Below are 15768 nucleotides of genomic sequence, written 5' to 3' on the forward strand. Positions count from 1 at the left end.
GGCCGAGATCCGTCCTGCGTACCGGTGGCAACCGCGTTAGTTTGACCTTGGTTTCCGGGTTTCCGGGCTCCCGCCACGGGCGGCAGGAGGTGAGGAACGAGCGGCTCCGCGACGGGCGGGGGTGAGGGGTGCACGATGGCCGACGGCGCGAACACCATCCTCGTCGGCGGCCGACGGGGCGGCGAGGCGACGCGCGCGTCCGGCGCCCCCCGCGGACTGCGTGGTGACGCGCCGATCGCCGCGGTGGCCGCCGTCTTCGTCCTGCTCCAACTGGTCCTCGTGCACCCCACGTTGGGGCTCGGCTGGGACGAGATCGTCTACATCAGCCAGGTCACCGCCCACCACCCCGCCGCGTTCTTCAGCGCGCCCCGCTCCCGGGGCGTCTCCCTGCTGGTGGCGCCCGTCGCCTCCTGGTCGTCCTCCACCGAACTGCTGCGCGTCTACCTCGCCGCCGTCTCGGGTCTGGGCCTGTACCTTGCCCTGCGCGCCTGGAAGGACCTGTTCCCCGTCCGGGTCCTCGCCACGGCCGGCGCCTTCTTCGCCACCCTGTGGGTGACCCTCTTCTACGGCCCCCAGGCCATGCCCAACTACTGGGTCGCCGTCGGCGCCCTGATCACGGTCGGCTGCTTCCTGCGGGCCCTGCGCGGGCACCCCGGCCGGGGCGTGCTGTGGGGCGTGGCGGCCGGCGCCGCGCTGATGGCGCTGATGCGGCCCACCGACGCGGTCTGGGTGTCCGTCCCCCTGCTGGTCCTCGTCCTCGCGCGCCGCCACTGGCCGCTGCTGCTCGCCCTGGCCGGTGGCCTGGCGGCCGGGGGAGGGGAGTGGGCGATCGAGGCGTACGCCTGGTACGGCGGCCTCGGGGAGCGGCTGGCCCGGGCCTCCGAGATCCAGGGCGGCCTCGGCTGGAACATCGCGGTCGACGACCAGATGCGCAGCCTGGGCGGACGAGGTCTGTGCCGCCCGTGCACCGGAGCGATGCCGCACCCCGTCGTCACCCTGTGGTGGCTGCTGCTCCCCGTCGTCGCCGTCTGCGGCGCCGTCGTCGCGGTCCGGGCCCGGCGAGCCGCCGCGACGCTGGTCCCGCTCGTCTGCGCCGTGACGGCCGCGGCGCCCTACCTGTTCATGATCGGCTATGCGGCGCCGCGCTTCCTGCAGCCCGCCTACGCCCTGCTCGCCCTCCCGGTCGCCGACGCGCTCTGGCACCTGGCCAGGACAGGGCGCGACCGGTGGCGTCCGGTGGCCGCGACACTCGTCGCGCTCGCCCTGGTCGGACATCTGGCGGTCCAGGTCTCGGTCCTCGTGGGCACCGTGAACCGCAACGTCGACAGCCGCGAGGACTGGACCCGCGTCGCGGCCGAACTGCACCGGCTCGGGGTCCGCCCGCCCTGCCTGGTCGCCGAGCACGAGTCCATCCCGATCGGCTACTACACCGGCTGCTCCTCCGGCAACACCGGCGGCAACAACGAGAACACCACCGCCGCCGAGATCCTGGACACCGCCCGGCGGATCCCGGTCGCGGTCCTCACCGGTCCCGGCGGCACCCCGCCCGACTACGCCCGCGACTGGGCCCCGCACCGCGTCACCGACCTGGAGATCCGCGTCGCGCCACCGGGTTAGAGATCGCGTATCGGGAAACGCGAACCGGACAGCGAGACGACCGAGCCGACGCGAGCGCGAGAGGGAGGCAGCGATGGGTACGGACCCGATGGCCGACGACGCCTACCAGCCCACCGGTACCAACGAGGAGCAGGAGGACGCCGCGCCCCTCGACCTCCAGGACGCCGTCGACGAACGGACCTACGACGACACCCTCGACGAGGGCTACTCCCCGCCGGAGAAGCCCCTCGGTGTGACCAAGCACGGCACCACGGCCGCCGAGCAGCACGAGGGCGAGACCCTCGACGAGCGGCTGGCCGAGGAGGTGCCCGACGTCGAGGCCCCCGACGGGGACGGCGTGGGCGACGAGCCCGGCGGCGAGGGCGAACCCGTGGATCCCGAGGCGGGCACCGAACGTTCGGGGCGCCTGGTCGCCCCCGACGAGGGCGTCCGCACCGACACGACCAAGGAGACGGTGGCCGAGGACGTCGGCATCGACGGCGGAGCCGCGGGCGCCGAGGAGGCCGCGGTGCACGTGGTGGAGGACGAGACGGAACTGCCGGAGCCCTGAGGCGCGGCCGCGGGAGTCGCCGGGACGGCGCCGGGAGCCCCGGCCGGACGAGCTTCGTTCGGCAGGGGCTCCCGGCGGTCAGGGCAGCAGCTTGTCGAGGGCCGCGGGCCCCTCCTCGGCCAGCTTCCGCCTGGCCCACTCCAGATTCCGCTCGTTGACGTCCCGGCCGGCGGCCAGGACGAGGTCCTCCGGGGACACCTCCGTGCCGGTGCGGGCGCGGAGCAGGTCGTCCGGAGTGGCGCGGTCGTCCCCCGCGCGGGCTTCGGAGGGCCGGGAGGCGTCGGGCTGTGACGTCGACATGATCAGTGCTCCTCGCATCCGGATAGCTGCTTCGGTGCCGTGCTGTTGTCGGTCCCGAATATCCCGATAACACCATTCAATGCGGAATCGTCCCGCGCATCCCGAGGGCCGGCGGCGCGGGAGTGAGGACGAGCATCGTGACGTCGTCCTGCGCGTCCGGGCAGAAGCGCACGAGGTCCGCCCAGACCAGGCCCGGGAGCGCGGCGGAATTCTCGTCCGCGAGGGCGCTCAGCCGCTCCGCCAGCGGATAGAAGGCGCCGTCGGAGTCCCTCGCCTCGACCACGCCGTCGGAGGCGAGGAAGAGCCGGTCGCCGGGGCGCAGCGACACCGTGCGCGCCTCGATGGCCCCCGCGTCGGCGAGTCCGAGCCCCAGCGGCAGCACCCGCACCCAGCGGGGCGGCGGTGCCCCGCTCAGCCAGCTCCGCCGTTCCTCGCCCCGGCGCGGTGGCCGGACGGACACCTTTCGCACACCACCACGCTCCTACGGCTCCGCCCCGCCCGCACGCGGAGAGCCGGGCGGGCGGAGCGGCGCGGCCGGACGGGCGCTCCAGAAGGCGCCGAGCGTCAGCCGCAAGCCGGCCGGCGCCGTGGCCTGGATGCAGGAGGCGAAGTCGGCCACGTCGTCGAAGGCGAAAGCGCAGCGGCGACGGCCCGGCCCGTCCCGGCCAACCGTCCCGGCCCGGCCCAAAACCGTCGTCCCTGCTGGTACTTGGGGTGCGTGGCGACGCACCCGGAACGCTTGACCGGTCTTTGAGGCGTGCTTAATCCGCGGCCCGGGGTGCGGAGCGGTGACAGCCGGATGCCGGTGCCGGATGGCAGGCTGGCACCACCCACGGCGATCGGCGGCGCGGGGTGCGGTGGAGGCGGCATGGCGTTCGAGGGCGAGGTCTGGCACGTGCGCCGGGCGCGGGACACGGGGGAGAGCGGCGCACAACCGGAGGAGATCGGGGAGATCCTGATCGACGACGCCGACTTCCCCTGGCTGTCGGGCCGGTTCCGCGCCGGCCCCGCCTACGGAGCCCTCCACGACCTGTTCGCCCGCGAACTCGCCCTCGCGGAGGGGGACGACGCCGAGCGCGGGAAGTGGTGGGAGGCGGCCTACGCGGAGATCGAACGGCGGGTGCGGCTGGTGTCCCCCGACGGCCCGGTCGCCGCGTTCCTGCTGCACATCAGGGGCGACCGGGCGTGGTTCCGGTGGAGCGACGAATCCTCCGGGCCCGCGCGCCCCGAGGGCTGAGGGCGCTCACCCGCGCCCGGTCAGCATGCCCTCGGCCGCGGCGAGGACCTCGGTGACCCGCAGTCCGAACGCGGCGTCGCACGCATGCGGGCGGGCGCCGCCCGCGGCGGCGAGCAGCGCGTCCGCGGCCCGCCGCAGGGCGGGCACCGGCCCCTCCGCGGCCTGCGGAAGCAGCGCGACCCCGGCCCGGCCGCGCAGTTCCACCGCGGCCCCCGCCGCGGCGGGCGGCGCCGTCAGGCTGAGCGTGAGCGTGCTGGACGCCCCGCCGGTGTGGTCGAGTACCAGGTGGACCGTGTCCCCGGGGCCGGGAGCGGCCGCCGCCACGCGCCCCACGTCACCGAGGACCGGCAGCAGCACGGACAGGGCGTGCGGCCCCACGTCCCACAGGGCGCCCTTCTCCCGCCGCCACGGGGAGTCGGCGAACGGGCTGTCGTCCCCGCCGAACACGGCACCCAGCCACTGCGCCCGTGCGGTGAACCAACCGTCCACGGCGGCCTGTTCGGTGATCCACGCCTCGGTCTCGGGCTGAAACCGGGCGGTGAAGAAGACCACCGAGGCGACGCCCGCCGAGCGCGTCGCCTCCACCACCGCGCGCCCCTGCGTCACCGTCGCCGCGAGCGGCTTGTCGAGCAGCAGATGGCACCCGGCCCGTGCCGCGCGCACCGCCAGGTCGGCCTGTACGGCCGGGGGCAGCGCCACGGCGACCGCCTCCGTGTCGGCCAGCAGGGCGTCGACGTCGTCGTAGGCCCGGGTGCCGTGCCGCGCCGCCAACTCCTCGGCGGCGTCGGGGCGGCGGCCCCACACCCCCACGAAGTCCAGGGCGTCGTGCCCGGCGAGGGCGGGGGCGTGCGCCAGGTCCGCCCAGGGTCCGGTGCCGAGCAGTCCGATGCGCATCCCGTCGCCTCTCCACGGTGCCGGGTCCGGGCCTGGCCCGACCGACGTTCCTCCACGACGACCGGCGCACGACACGCCCCGGTCCGCACCGAGCCTGCCACACCGGCCGGGGGTCCGGACAGGGCCGACGGCGGGGGCAGCGGCCGACGGTGGAGGCAGCGGCCGACGGTGGAGGCAGCGGTCGGGGGCGGGAGCGAGGGCGGGGCCGGAGCGCGAGGCCGGAGCGCGGGGGCAGGGCGGCGAAGGCGCGGTGCCCCCGCCCGGCAGGGCCGTACCCCGGCGCCGTACGAGACCGGTGATTCTGCCGGTCCCCCCGGCCGCCCCGCCCCTCGACAGTGGCATCGCCGACTCATCGGCGAGGCCCGCCCGGAGAAGGCCCCGGAACGCGACCCCACGTGTTCCGGGCCGTGTGCGACCACCGGCCGGGCCGCCCGCCACGACAGAGAGGACCCCCCTCGTGCAGCACAACCCCCACACCCACGCCGCGCGTCCGGCACACCGCACCGTACGGCGCCGGTTCGCCGGGCTGACGGCGGCCGTGGCCGCGGTCGTCGCGCTGAGCACCCTCACCGGCCCGGGCGCCCAGGCCGCCGACAACCCGTACGAGCGCGGCCCGGCTCCCACCGAGTCCAGCATCGAGGCGCTGCGCGGCCCCTACTCCGTCGCGGACACCAATGTCTCCTCGCTCACCGTCACCGGGTTCGGCGGCGGCACCATCTACTACCCGACCAGCACCAGCGACGGCACGTTCGGCGCCGTCGTGATCGCGCCCGGGTTCACCGCGTACCAGTCCTCCATCGCCTGGCTCGGCCCGCGTCTGGCCTCCCAGGGCTTCGTCGTGTTCACCATCGACACCAACACCACGCTGGACCAGCCCGACTCGCGGGGCCGCCAACTGCTGGCAGCCCTCGACTACCTCACCGGGCGCAGCTCCGTCCGCGGCCGGATCGACAGCAGCCGGCTCGGCGTCATGGGCCACTCCATGGGCGGCGGCGGCACCCTGGAGGCCGCCAAGTCCCGGCCGTCGCTCCAGGCGGCCATCCCCCTCACCCCCTGGAACCTGGACAAGACCTGGCCGGAGGTCAGCACCCCGACGCTGATCGTGGGGGCCGACGGCGACACGATCGCCCCGGTGGCCTCCCACGCCGAGCCGTTCTACGGCGGCCTGCCGTCCGCGACCGACCGGGCCTACCTGGAGCTGAACAACGCGACGCACTTCTCGCCCAACACGTCGAACACGACGATCGCGAAGTACAGCATCTCCTGGCTCAAGCGGTTCGTCGACAACGACACCCGCTACGAGCAGTTCCTGTGCCCGCTGCCCCGGCCGAGCCTGACCATCGAGGAGTACCGGGGCAACTGCCCGCACGGTTCCTGACGCCCCGCTCGCAGGGGCACCCCGCCCGGCGGCGGTCGCGGGTACGTCGCGGCCGCCGCCGTCGCGCTGTGCCGGCGCACGCCCCCGCCCGAGGCCGGTTGGGCGCCGGCACAGCGACCGGGCCGCCCGCGGGACACAGCACCGCAGGTGGCAGCGGCGAAGCCCCGGCCGACGCGGGCGGACCGATGCCTTCCGCCTCGGGTTACGCGCGCGTAACCTCCCGGGAATGACCGCAGAGACGACCGTACGCACGGCCGTGCGGATCCACGGCCGGAGCACGCAACGCAAGGCGCTGCGCGAGTTGTTGGACGGACTGCCCACCCACGGCGGCCGGCTCCTCCTGACCGGCGAACCCGGACTCGGCCGGACCACGCTGCTCCGGTGGGCCGCCCGCTCCTTCCGCGCCGGTCCCGTACTGCGCCTCGGCCCCGGCGCCGGTCCGGACCCCGGCGCACCCGTCGACGCCCGGCACCTGCTCGCCACCCTGCGGGCGGCGGCCGACGAGGCACCCGCACTCGTGTGCGTGGACGACGCCCATCTGTGGGACGCGCCGTCACGCACCGCGCTCGGCCGCGCGGCGGAGCGCCTGCACCCCGCGGGCCGGGTCGGCCTCCTCCTCTCCGTCGCCACGGACCGTGCCGTCGCCCCCGAGTTCGACCGGCTGCCCGTGGTCCGCCTCGATCCACTGTCACCGCCGCGCGCCGCCGCCCTGCTCGACGACGCGACCGACGGCGCCGCCACCCCGGCCGTCCGCGAGCAGCTCCTGGCCGAGGCGGACGGCAACCCGGCCCTCCTCGTCGCCCTCGTGCGCCGCCTGTCACCCGCCGAGCTGCGCGGCCACCGGCCCCTGCCCGCCCCCTGGCCGACGCCGCGACCCTGGCCGAGGCCGCGGGCGGCACCCCGACGGGGGCTCGCCCCACGCGCGGGACCTGCTGCTGACGGTGGCGGCGGCCGTACAGGCCTCGGACGGGCCGGACGTCGACGCAGGACTGGCCCGGGAAGCGGTACGGCGCCTGGGACCGGCGCCGGGTCCCGGCCCGGAACCGCTGCCCGCGCAGCTCCTCCTGGCAGGCGACCGGCTCCGCTTCCACAGCCCGCTGGTGTGCCGCACGGTGCACGCCACCGCCGCGCCGGACCGCCGCCGCGCCGCGCACCGCGCGCTGGCCGACGCACTGGAGAGCGGCGGCCGACGGCTCCCGGAGCTGCTGCACCGCTCCTGGGCCCTGGGCGGCCCGGCACCCGCGCCGTCACCCGCGGACCGGCTCGCCGCGGTGGCGGCCGACGGCACCGCACCCGCCTCCCACCGGCTGCGCGCGACGGCGTACGCCCGCGCCGCCGAGCTGACGGCCGACGGAGCGACACGCGCGGAGCGGTACACCGCCGCCGCCGAGCAGGAACTGCTGGCCGGGCGCCCCGAACGGGCCCGCCCGCTGCTCGTGGCGGCGCGCGGCCACGCCGCCCCCGCCGCCGTACGGGGCCGGGCCGAACTGGTGCGCGGCCTGACCGAACTCGGGGACGGCCCGGTCGGCGACGCCCACCAGTCCCTGCTGCTGGCCGCGTCCCTGCTCGCGAAGGACGCCCCCGCCGACGCCGCGACCGCCGCGCTGGCCGCCGCCGACGCGGCCTGGGCGGCGGGCGACCTGCCGGCCTGCCTGGCCACGCTCGCCCCCGAACCACCGCGCCGGGCCGACCCCGCGGCCCACGGGCGCGCGGCCCACCGGTGCTCCGAGCCACCCGCGGCCTCCGCCGTACGGGACCACCGCGTCGGCATGCGGGCACTGCTCCAGGGGCGGCTCGACCGGGCCGGCGCACCGCTCGGGCAGGTGGTGGCACGGGGCAGGACCGGAGACCGGCCCGAGGAGCTGCTGCGGTCCGCGGCGGCCGCGCTGCTGCTCGGCGACGTGGACGCCGCCCGCGGCGCCGGGGCCCGGGCGCTGGCGGCCGCCCGGCAGCTCGGCGCGGACACGCTGGTGCCGCGGGCCCTGGAGTACCTCGCCTACGCCGAACTGCGCGCCGGCCGGCACCCGCAGGCCCGCACCCACGCGGAGGAGGGGCTGAACACCGCACTGCGGGCCGGGCAGCGCAACACGGCGGCCCACCACCGGGCGGTGCTGGCACTCGCGGCGTCGGTCGAGGAGGAACCGGAGGTCGTCGCCCGGCACGTCACGGCGGCGCTGGACACGGCCCGACGGCACGGGCTGGCCCAGGCGGCCACTCTCGCCCAGTGGGCGGCGGCCCGCGCCGACCTCGGCAGGGGGCGCCCGTACGACGCCGCCGACCGGCTCGGGCTGCTCGTCCTCCCCGGCCCCGGGCGGGGCCACTTCGCGGTGTGGCGGCTGGCCGTGCCCTGCTTCGTGGAGGCCGCGGTCCTTGCCGGACGCCACGACGACGCCTCCGGGGTCCTCACGGACTTCGCCGGCTGGGCGGCGTTCGGCGCCGACCCGCAGGCCGCCGCCCAACTGGCCCGCTGCCACGCCCTCCTCGCCCCGCCGGACGCCGCCGACGACCTCTACCGGCGCGCGCTCGCCCGGCACGACGAGGCGGGCGGCGACTTCGAACGGGCCCGCACGGCACTGCTGTACGGCAAGTGGCTGCGCCGGCGCCGCAGACCGCGCGAGGCCCGCGGCCGCCTCGGCACCGCCCTGGCCGGCTTCGAGCGGTGCGGCGCCGGCGTCTGGGCCGCGCAGGCACGCGACGAACTGCGCGCCCTCGGCGCGACCCCGCACCACACCCGGGACGGCACGCCGACCCGCCTCACCCGCCTGACCCCGCAGCAACTGCGCATCGCCCGGCACGTCGCCGAGGGCGCCACCAACCGCGAGGTCGCGCTGACCCTCGCGGTGAGCACCCGCACCGTCGACTACCACCTCCGCAACGTCTTCGCCGCGCTCGGCGTACGGTCCCGCCTGGAGCTGGCCCGCGTGGTCGGGCAGGCGGAACAGACCCCCGGGGCCGGTCGGCGCGATGGGCCCGGGAGCCCGGACCGCAGGAAATGACCGGTGCACAACCCTAGGGACCGACCGGACGGTATGCCATCCTTCGGGGCAGGACGAGTCAGGGGGCAGGCCCGGCGCGGCGGGACGGCCCGTCGCGGAGCGGCGCCTCCGCAAGCCCTGCCCCGGGGAGGACCGCGATGCAGCACGCCGTACGGTCACGAGCAGCGATCCGCACCGGGCTGACGCCCGTTCCACGCCCGCGGACACCCGGCGTCACGTCGTTGATCGACGCCGACGCCCTGCGTGTCCTGCACCGGGCCGCCCGCGCCCTGCTCGACGACCTGCCCGACCTGACCGACCGGCTGACGGCCCTGCTGGGGGAGCAGGAGCCCGCGTACCGGGCGGCCCTCGCCCACGACCCCACCGCCACCTGGCAGGAGGCCCACCGCTCCCTGCGGCACAGCGTGGCCTCGCTCCTCGACCCGCGCGGCGCCCGGGACGCGGCCCGCCGCTGCTCCTGGCGGATCGGCGCCGCCCGCGCCGAACAGGGACTCCCGCTGGACGCCCTGCTCCACGCCTTCCGCCTGGGCGGCTCGCTGGTGTGGCAGCGGCTGGTCGAGGAGACGTCCAGGGCCGCCCCCGAGGACGTGCGGCTCCTGGTGCACGTGGCCGCCGACGTGTGGAACTTCGTCGACGAGCACTGCACCCTGGTCGCGGACGCCTACCGGCAGACCGAGTGGCAGATCGGCCGGCGCCGCGAGAACCGGGCCCGGCTGCTGGCGGCCGGGCTGCTCGACGGCACCGGCCGCATCGCCGACCTGCCCGAGGCCGCCCGCGCCCTGGACCTGCCGGAACAGGGCCGGTACGTCGTCGTCGCCGTCACCGGCGGGCCCCCGGCCCGCTCCGACGCGGCCCGCGCCGCCGCCGTACCGCCCGGGGCCCGCGTCCACTGGCACGCCGGGCCGGAGGTCGACTACGGCATCGTCCTCGTCGGTCCCCGCGAGGACCTGCCGCACCCGCACGAGCCGGGGACCGGGCCGCACGCCCCGGCCGTCGTCCCCGGTCTCCGCACCGGCGTCGGCAGCCCGGTCGACGGACTCGCCGCCGTCGGCGACGCCCGCAGGCTCGCGGACACGGCCCTGGACATCTGCCCCGCGGCCGGCGGCACGGTGCGACTGGCCGACCACCTCCCCGCAGCCCTGGTCGTCTCCAGCCCCGAACTGGGCCGGGCGCTGGCCGAGAAGGTGCTCGGCCCGCTGCTCCGCCTGGAGCCCGCCGACCGCGAGGTGCTCCTGGACACCCTCACCACGTGGCTCGACTGCGACGGCTCGGCCCAGCGCGCCGGGGAACGCCTCTACTGCCACCGCAACACCGTCCTCAACCGCCTGCGCCGCTGCGAACAGCTGACCGGCCGCTCCCTGGCCCGCCCGGCCGACGTCGTCGAGTTCAGCCTCGCCCTGACGGCCCGGCGCCTCCTGCCCGACTGACGCACGCGGCGGGGCGACGCCCGCGCCCCGCCGAAGCCGTCCGCCCCGGGCGGTACGCCGCGCAGCCGGTGTGCCGCCCGGAACGGCCGCGTCCCCTCACCCTCCAGCCGCACCCCCGCCCTTGCGCGCCCGCCCGCCACCGGCCGAGGGCCTCCCGGACGCCCCGTCCCGCACCGTCGGCGCGCACGACGGACGCCGCCGGGCCACCGCCCTCCTGGGCATCCGCACAGACTCACCGCCCCCGGACTGGGACGCCGCAGCGACCCTGCCCGAGCCCCCTGTACGGACACCCGTGCCCGTGTTGTCGTGAGCTCCCCCTTCACCCGTCACCGTGCCCTCCCGGCGCGGTCCCAAGGAGCCGCGATGCCCGCAGCACCACCGGACGGCACGCCCGCGCTGCACGTCGAGAGCCTCGACGTGACGTACGGGCGCGCGCTGTCCGCCCTCCGCTCCGTGTCCCTGACCGTCCCGCGCGGCGCCGTCGTCGCGCTCCTCGGTGCCAACGGCGCCGGCAAGACGACGCTGCTGCGGGCCGTCTCGGGCACCCTGCGCCTGCACCGCGGCGCGATCACGGCCGGTCGCGTCCGCTACGGCGACACGGTCCTCGACGGCCGGGACCCCGTCGCCGCCGTACGCGCCGGAGTCGTCCAGGTGCCCGAGGGCAGGCGGGTGTTCGCCGGACTCACCGTCGACGAGAACCTGCGGGCCGGCGGACTCGGCCTCAACCGGCGTGCCCCGGCACAGGTCCGCGAGGCCCGGGAGCGGGTCCTCACCCTCTTCCCCAGGCTCGCCGAACGCACCCGCCAGGCCGCCGGCCTGCTGTCCGGCGGCGAGCAGCAGATGCTCGCGATCGGCCGCGCCCTGATGGCCGCCCCCCGCCTGCTCCTCCTCGACGAACCCTCGCTCGGACTCGCCCCGATGATGGTCGACCGCATCGCCGAGGTCGTCCGCGAGATCAACGCCCAGGGCACCGCCGTCCTCCTCGTCGAACAGAACGCCGGCATGGCCCTGTCGCTAGCCGAGCACGCGTACGTCCTGGAGGTCGGCGAGATCGGGCTGTCCGGCGACGCCGCCGAACTCGCCCGCACGGACGCCGTACGCCGCCTCTACCTGGGCGAGACCACCGACGGCGCCGACGGCAAGGGGGCCGCGTGACCACCCCCGCCACGGCCCCGCCCGCGCTCCGCGTACGCGCAGTGAGCGTGCGCTTCGCCGGACTCCTCGCCCTCGACGACGTCTCCTTCACCGTCGCCCCCGCCACCGTGCACGCCGTCATCGGACCCAACGGCGCCGGCAAGTCCACCTGCTTCAACGTCCTGTCCGGCCTGTACCGCCCCACCGCCGGCACCGTACGGCTCGGCGCCGCCGAACTGACCCGGCTCGCCCCGCACCGGATCGCCGCCCTCGGTGTCGCCCGCACCTTCCAGAACATCGTCACCACCCAGGGCACCGTCGCCGACAACCTGATGCTCGGCCGCCACGCCCTGTCCCGCGCCGGTTTCGCCGCCAGCGCCCTGCGCCTGCCGCGCGCCCTGCGCGAACAGCGCGAACACCTCGCCAAGGCCCGAGAGATCGCCGAACTCACCGGCCTCGGCGCCCACTTCGACTCACCCGTCGCGCTGCTGTCCTACGGCGACCGCAAACGCGTCGAACTCGCCCGCGCCCTGTGTCTGGAGCCCCGTGTCCTGCTGCTCGACGAACCCGTGGCCGGCATGAACGCCGCCGAACGCGCCCGCATGACCGGGGTGGTCAAGGAGATCCGCGCCGAACTCGGCCTGTCCGTCGTCCTGGTCGAGCACGACATGGGCCTGGTCATGCGCCTCGCCGACGACGTCACCGTCCTCGACTTCGGCCGGGCCATCGCCCACGGCACCCCCGACGAGGTCCGGCGCGACCCCGAGGTGCTCCGCGCCTACCTCGGCACCGGCGGCACGGGGGAGGACGCGGCATGACGGGCTTCCTCGACAGCCTCGTGGGCGGCCTCGCCCTCGGCTCCGTCTACGCGCTGATCGCCCTCGGCTTCGTCACCATCTTCAAGGCCTCCGGCGTCCTCAGCTTCACCCACGGCTCGCTGCTGCTGCTCGGCGGGTACCTCGTCGCCGTCCTCCACGACGACCTCGGCTTCGCCGGGGCGCTCGCCGTCGCGGTCCTCGTGACGGCGGCCGCGGCCGGGGTGCTGGACCGGGTGGTGCTGCAACGCGTCGGGGGGAGCGACCCCGGCGCCGCCCACGTCCAGACCATCGTCACCATCGGCATCGACATCGTCCTGGTCACCGACCTCGCCCGGCGCATCGGCGGCGACCTGCTGCCGCTCGGCGACCCCTGGGGCTCCGCCGTGACCGACCTCGGCCCGGTGACGATGGCGGACAGCCGCATCGCCGCGATCCTGGTGTCCGCCGTCGCCATCGGCGGCGCCTTCGCCCTCTTCCGGTTCACCCCCTGGGGCCTGTCGCTGCGCGCGGCGGCGGAGGACCGCGAGGCCGCCGCCCTCATGGGCGTACGGCTCACCCGCGTACGCACCCTCGCCTGGTGCCTGGCCGGCGGCCTCGCCGCGCTCGCCGCGGTCTTCCTGGTCGCCTTCCCGGCGCCCGGCCTGGAGCGCACCACCGGGCAGATCGCCCTGAAGGCGTTCCCGGCCGCCATCCTCGGCGGCATGACCTCCCCGGTCGGCGCCCTGGTCGGCAGCATGCTGATCGGCCTCACCGAGGCGTTCGTCGCCGGCTACCAGTCCGACCTGCACGTCCTCGGCGAGGGCTTCGGGGACGTCGCCCCCTACGCGGTGATGGTGCTCGTCCTGCTGGTGCGCCCCGCCGGACTCTTCGCGGCGAAGGGGGCGGCCCGTGTCTGACCCGCGATCCCTCGCCCTCAAGCGGGGCCCGCTCCTGCTGACCGCCCTGCTCCTGTGCGCCCTGCCCTTCTACCTGGACGCCTTCTGGCTGCGCATCGGCCTGTTCTCCATGGCCGCCGCCATCGGCGCCGTCGGACTCGGGCTGCTCAGCGGCACCGCCGGGCAACTCTCCCTCGGGCACGCCTTCTTCCTCGCCGTCGGCGCCTACGGCTACGTCTGGCTCGCGGGCGAGCCGGGCCCCGGGCTGCCCCCTGCCCTCGCCCTCGTCCTCGCCGTGCTCCTGGCCGGTGCGGCGGGAGGCCTGTTCAGTCCCGTCGCCGGGCGGGTGAAGGGCATCTACCTCGGCGTGGCCACCCTCGCCCTGGTCTTCCTCGGCCACCACGTCCTGCTCACCGCGGACTCCGTCACCGGCGGCTTCAACGGGCGCTCGGTGCCACCCCTGGAGCTGGGCGGCTTCGCCTTCGCCGAGTCCGGTCCCGGCCTCACCGTCCTGGGCGTGCCGTTCGGCGCCGAGGAACGGCTGTGGTACCTGGGCCTCGCCCTGTTCGCCGTCACCTGGTTCACCGCGCGCGGACTGCTGCGCGGACGCCCCGGACGCGCCCTGGTGGCCCTGCGCGACAGCGAGACCGCGGCGTCCGTGATGGGCGTGCACGTGGCCCGGTACCGCTCGGCCGCGTTCGTCGTCTCCTCGATGTACGCGGGCCTCGCCGGCGTCCTGCTCGCCCTCTCCTTCCGCCGCGTGGTGCCCGACTACTTCTCCCTCGCCCTCTCCGTCGACTACCTCGCCATGATCGTCATCGGCGGCCTCGGCTCGGTGGCCGGAGCCACCGCCGGCGCCGTCTTCGTCACCGCGCTGCCCCTGCTGATGACCCGCTACGCCGACCAGTTGCCGCTGGTGGCGGCGCCGGGTTCCGGGGGCGGCTCGATCGGCCCGACCGAGGCGTCCCGCTACCTCTACGGCGCGGCGATCGTCGTGATCCTCCTCTACGCCCCCGACGGCCTGCACGGCCTGGCCCGCCGCGCCCGGGCCCGCCTGCGCCGCCGGCCGTCCGTCACCGGTCCTCCCGGCACCGGGACCACCCCGGCCGCCGCCGCCCCAGACGCCACCATCGCACGAGCCAAGGAGCACACCCCGTGAACGTCACGCACCCCAGGCCCCGCACCGCCCGCACCGCGGTCCGGACCGCCACCACGGCCGCGGCACTGGCCGCCGTGCTCCTCGCGGGCACCGCCTGCAGCTCCAAGGCGGACGGCGGCAGCACCGACGACGCCGCCGACGGCGTCAAGACCGGACCCGGAATCAGCGAGAAGACCATCAGACTCGGCGCGCTGACCGACCTCACCGGCCCCTACGCCACCCTCGGCAAGAGCATCGTGCAGGCCCAGCAGATGTGGGCCGACGAGACCAACGCCGCAGGCGGCATCTGCGGACGCCAGGTCGAGATCGTCGTCAAGGACCACGGCTACGACGTGCAGAAGGCGGTCACCGCCTACGCCGACATCGCACCGGACGTCGTCGCCCTGCCCCAGGTCATCGGCTCCCCGGTGGTCGCCGCCCTGCTGGACGACATCGAGCGGGACCACATGCTGACCTTCCCGCAGGCCTGGGCGGCCTCACTGCTCGGCCGGGACTCCGTCCAGGTCCTCGGCACCACCTACGACATCGACATGATCGCCGCCGTCGACTTCCTGACCCGCACCAAGAAGGTGGCCAAGGGCGACACGATCGGTCACGTCTACTTCGAGGGCGACTACGGCGCCAACGCGCTGGAGGGCTCGAAGTGGGCCGCCGAGCAGGTGGGGATCGAGGTGGCCGGGCAGAAGATCAAGGCCACGGACACCGACCTGACCGCACAGGTGTCCGCGTTGGACAAGGCCGGGGTCAAGGCGATCCTGATCAGCGCGGGCCCCGCCCAGACCGCCTCCCTCGCCGGGGTGGCCGCCGCCCGCGGGCTCGAGGTGCCGATCGTCAGCAGCGCCCCCGGCTACTCCCCGCAGTTGCTGAAGACGCCCGCGGCGCCGGCGCTGGAGGCCATGGTGCACGTGGTCAGCGCGGCACCGGCGGTCAGCTCCGACCTCCCGGGCGTCAAGAAGATGGTCGCCTCCTACAACAAGGAGTACCCCGGCGAGCCCGTCGACTCGGGTGTGCTGTCCGGGTACAACGCCGCCCAACTGATCGGCGCCGACCTGAAGAAGGCGTGCGAGGGCGGCAGCCTCACCCGCCAGGACGTGGTCAAGGCGCACCGCTCGCAGAAGAACGCCGACACCGGCCTCGGCACCCCGCAGAACTTCACCTACGTGACCGCGCCGGCGAGCCGGTCCACGTACGTGCTGAAGCCCGACGCCAAGGCGGTCGGCGGGCTGGTGGGCGTGGAGGAGGCCCGTAAGGCGCCCGGAGTGGACGCCTACCTGGCAGCGCGCGGCTGAACCGGCTCGGCGGCCGCCAATTCACCTGCTCGGCAGCGGACTTGGCGGCCGCGTCGTCCAGGGGGTGGTTTCCCCGAAGCCATGGTCCCTAGGA

Annotated in this window: 12 protein-coding genes and 2 pseudogenes; 11 read left to right on the forward strand and 3 right to left on the reverse strand. The window is 76.0% G+C overall.

The genetic code is table 11. From position 1 onward, the window contains the following. Positions 1 to 135 precede the first annotated feature (135 nt). The gene (locus tag BJ961_RS15215; RefSeq protein ID WP_271413360.1) at positions 136 to 1617 is read left to right on the forward strand and encodes a hypothetical protein; all 1482 of its coding nucleotides are present in this window, start codon (positions 136 to 138) and stop codon (positions 1615 to 1617) included. A 73-nt stretch (positions 1618 to 1690) separates the two neighbouring features. After that, positions 1691 to 2167 (forward strand): DUF5709 domain-containing protein, encoded by a 477-nt coding sequence (locus BJ961_RS15220; RefSeq protein WP_271413361.1) that lies wholly within the window; start codon positions 1691 to 1693, stop codon positions 2165 to 2167. Between the two features lie 78 nt (positions 2168 to 2245). Here the strand turns inward: BJ961_RS15220 and BJ961_RS15225 are convergent, their stop codons facing one another. Together BJ961_RS15225 and BJ961_RS15230 are read right to left on the reverse strand one after the other, a co-directional pair. Next, positions 2246 to 2467: a hypothetical protein gene (locus tag BJ961_RS15225; protein ID WP_271413362.1), complete on the reverse strand. Its 222-nt coding sequence runs from the start codon at positions 2465 to 2467 to the stop codon at positions 2246 to 2248. 76 nt (positions 2468 to 2543) lie between these two features. Continuing rightward, positions 2544 to 2897 (reverse strand): annotated as a pseudogene (locus BJ961_RS15230) (SpoIIE family protein phosphatase); the annotation flags it as partial. 438 nt (positions 2898 to 3335) lie between these two features. Between BJ961_RS15230 and BJ961_RS15235 the strand changes: the two are divergent. Continuing rightward, positions 3336 to 3704 (forward strand): hypothetical protein, encoded by a 369-nt coding sequence (locus BJ961_RS15235; protein ID WP_271413363.1) that lies wholly within the window; start codon positions 3336 to 3338, stop codon positions 3702 to 3704. A 6-nt stretch (positions 3705 to 3710) separates the two neighbouring features. Here BJ961_RS15235 and BJ961_RS15240 read toward each other — a convergent pair whose 3' ends face one another. After that, a complete protein-coding gene (locus tag BJ961_RS15240; protein WP_271413364.1) occupies positions 3711 to 4598 on the reverse strand; it encodes a Gfo/Idh/MocA family protein in 888 nt (295 codons plus the stop codon). Positions 4599 to 5055: 457 nt separating this feature from the next. Here BJ961_RS15240 and bdeA point away from each other — a divergent pair, with 457 nt between their 5' ends. The 8 genes and pseudogenes from bdeA to BJ961_RS15280 all read left to right on the forward strand — a co-directional run bounded on the left by bdeA (position 5056) and on the right by BJ961_RS15280 (position 15674). After that, the gene (gene bdeA / locus BJ961_RS15245; protein ID WP_271413365.1) at positions 5056 to 5976 is read left to right on the forward strand and encodes a bis(hydroxyethyl) terephthalate hydrolase; all 921 of its coding nucleotides are present in this window, start codon (positions 5056 to 5058) and stop codon (positions 5974 to 5976) included. Positions 5977 to 6202: 226 nt separating this feature from the next. Further along, positions 6203 to 8972 (forward strand): annotated as a pseudogene (locus BJ961_RS15250) (LuxR C-terminal-related transcriptional regulator). A gap of 137 nt (positions 8973 to 9109) precedes the next feature. After that, positions 9110 to 10399: a PucR family transcriptional regulator gene (locus tag BJ961_RS15255; RefSeq protein WP_271413367.1), complete on the forward strand. Its 1290-nt coding sequence runs from the start codon at positions 9110 to 9112 to the stop codon at positions 10397 to 10399. Between the two features lie 363 nt (positions 10400 to 10762). Then, positions 10763 to 11554, forward strand: a complete 792-nt coding sequence (locus BJ961_RS15260; RefSeq protein ID WP_271413368.1) for an ABC transporter ATP-binding protein — start codon at positions 10763 to 10765, stop codon at positions 11552 to 11554. Next, entirely contained in the window at positions 11551 to 12351 is an 801-nt protein-coding gene (locus BJ961_RS15265) for an ABC transporter ATP-binding protein (RefSeq protein ID WP_271413369.1), read from the forward strand. The genes BJ961_RS15260 and BJ961_RS15265 overlap by 4 nt, the downstream gene beginning before the upstream one ends. Continuing rightward, entirely contained in the window at positions 12348 to 13247 is a 900-nt protein-coding gene (locus BJ961_RS15270) for a branched-chain amino acid ABC transporter permease (RefSeq protein WP_271413370.1), read from the forward strand. Before BJ961_RS15265 ends, BJ961_RS15270 begins: the two co-directional genes overlap by 4 nt. Beyond that, positions 13240 to 14385, forward strand: coding sequence for a branched-chain amino acid ABC transporter permease (locus BJ961_RS15275; protein WP_271413371.1), 1146 nt, complete (start codon positions 13240 to 13242; stop codon positions 14383 to 14385). The genes BJ961_RS15270 and BJ961_RS15275 overlap by 8 nt, the downstream gene beginning before the upstream one ends. Further along, entirely contained in the window at positions 14382 to 15674 is a 1293-nt protein-coding gene (locus BJ961_RS15280; RefSeq protein ID WP_271413372.1) for an ABC transporter substrate-binding protein, read from the forward strand. Before BJ961_RS15275 ends, BJ961_RS15280 begins: the two co-directional genes overlap by 4 nt. Positions 15675 to 15768: the final 94 nt, after the last annotated feature.

This window comes from Streptomyces lienomycini, assembly GCF_027947595.1.
GTDB lineage: Bacteria > Actinomycetota > Actinomycetes > Streptomycetales > Streptomycetaceae > Streptomyces > Streptomyces lienomycini.

Excerpts from the sequence above, each read along its gene's own strand:
- BJ961_RS15260 (WP_271413368.1), top strand. The coding sequence starts at position 10,763 with ATGCCCGCAGCACCACCGGACGGCACGCCCGCGCTGCACGTCGAGAGC.
- BJ961_RS15235 (WP_271413363.1), top strand. The coding sequence starts at position 3,336 with ATGGCGTTCGAGGGCGAGGTCTGGCACGTGCGCCGGGCGCGGGACACG.
- BJ961_RS15270 (WP_271413370.1), top strand. The coding sequence starts at position 12,348 with ATGACGGGCTTCCTCGACAGCCTCGTGGGCGGCCTCGCCCTCGGCTCC.
- BJ961_RS15225 (WP_271413362.1), bottom strand. The coding sequence starts at position 2,467 with ATGTCGACGTCACAGCCCGACGCCTCCCGGCCCTCCGAAGCCCGCGCG.
- BJ961_RS15220 (WP_271413361.1), top strand. The coding sequence starts at position 1,691 with ATGGGTACGGACCCGATGGCCGACGACGCCTACCAGCCCACCGGTACC.
- BJ961_RS15255 (WP_271413367.1), top strand. The coding sequence starts at position 9,110 with ATGCAGCACGCCGTACGGTCACGAGCAGCGATCCGCACCGGGCTGACG.
- BJ961_RS15215 (WP_271413360.1), top strand. The coding sequence starts at position 136 with ATGGCCGACGGCGCGAACACCATCCTCGTCGGCGGCCGACGGGGCGGC.
- BJ961_RS15240 (WP_271413364.1), bottom strand. The coding sequence starts at position 4,598 with ATGCGCATCGGACTGCTCGGCACCGGACCCTGGGCGGACCTGGCGCAC.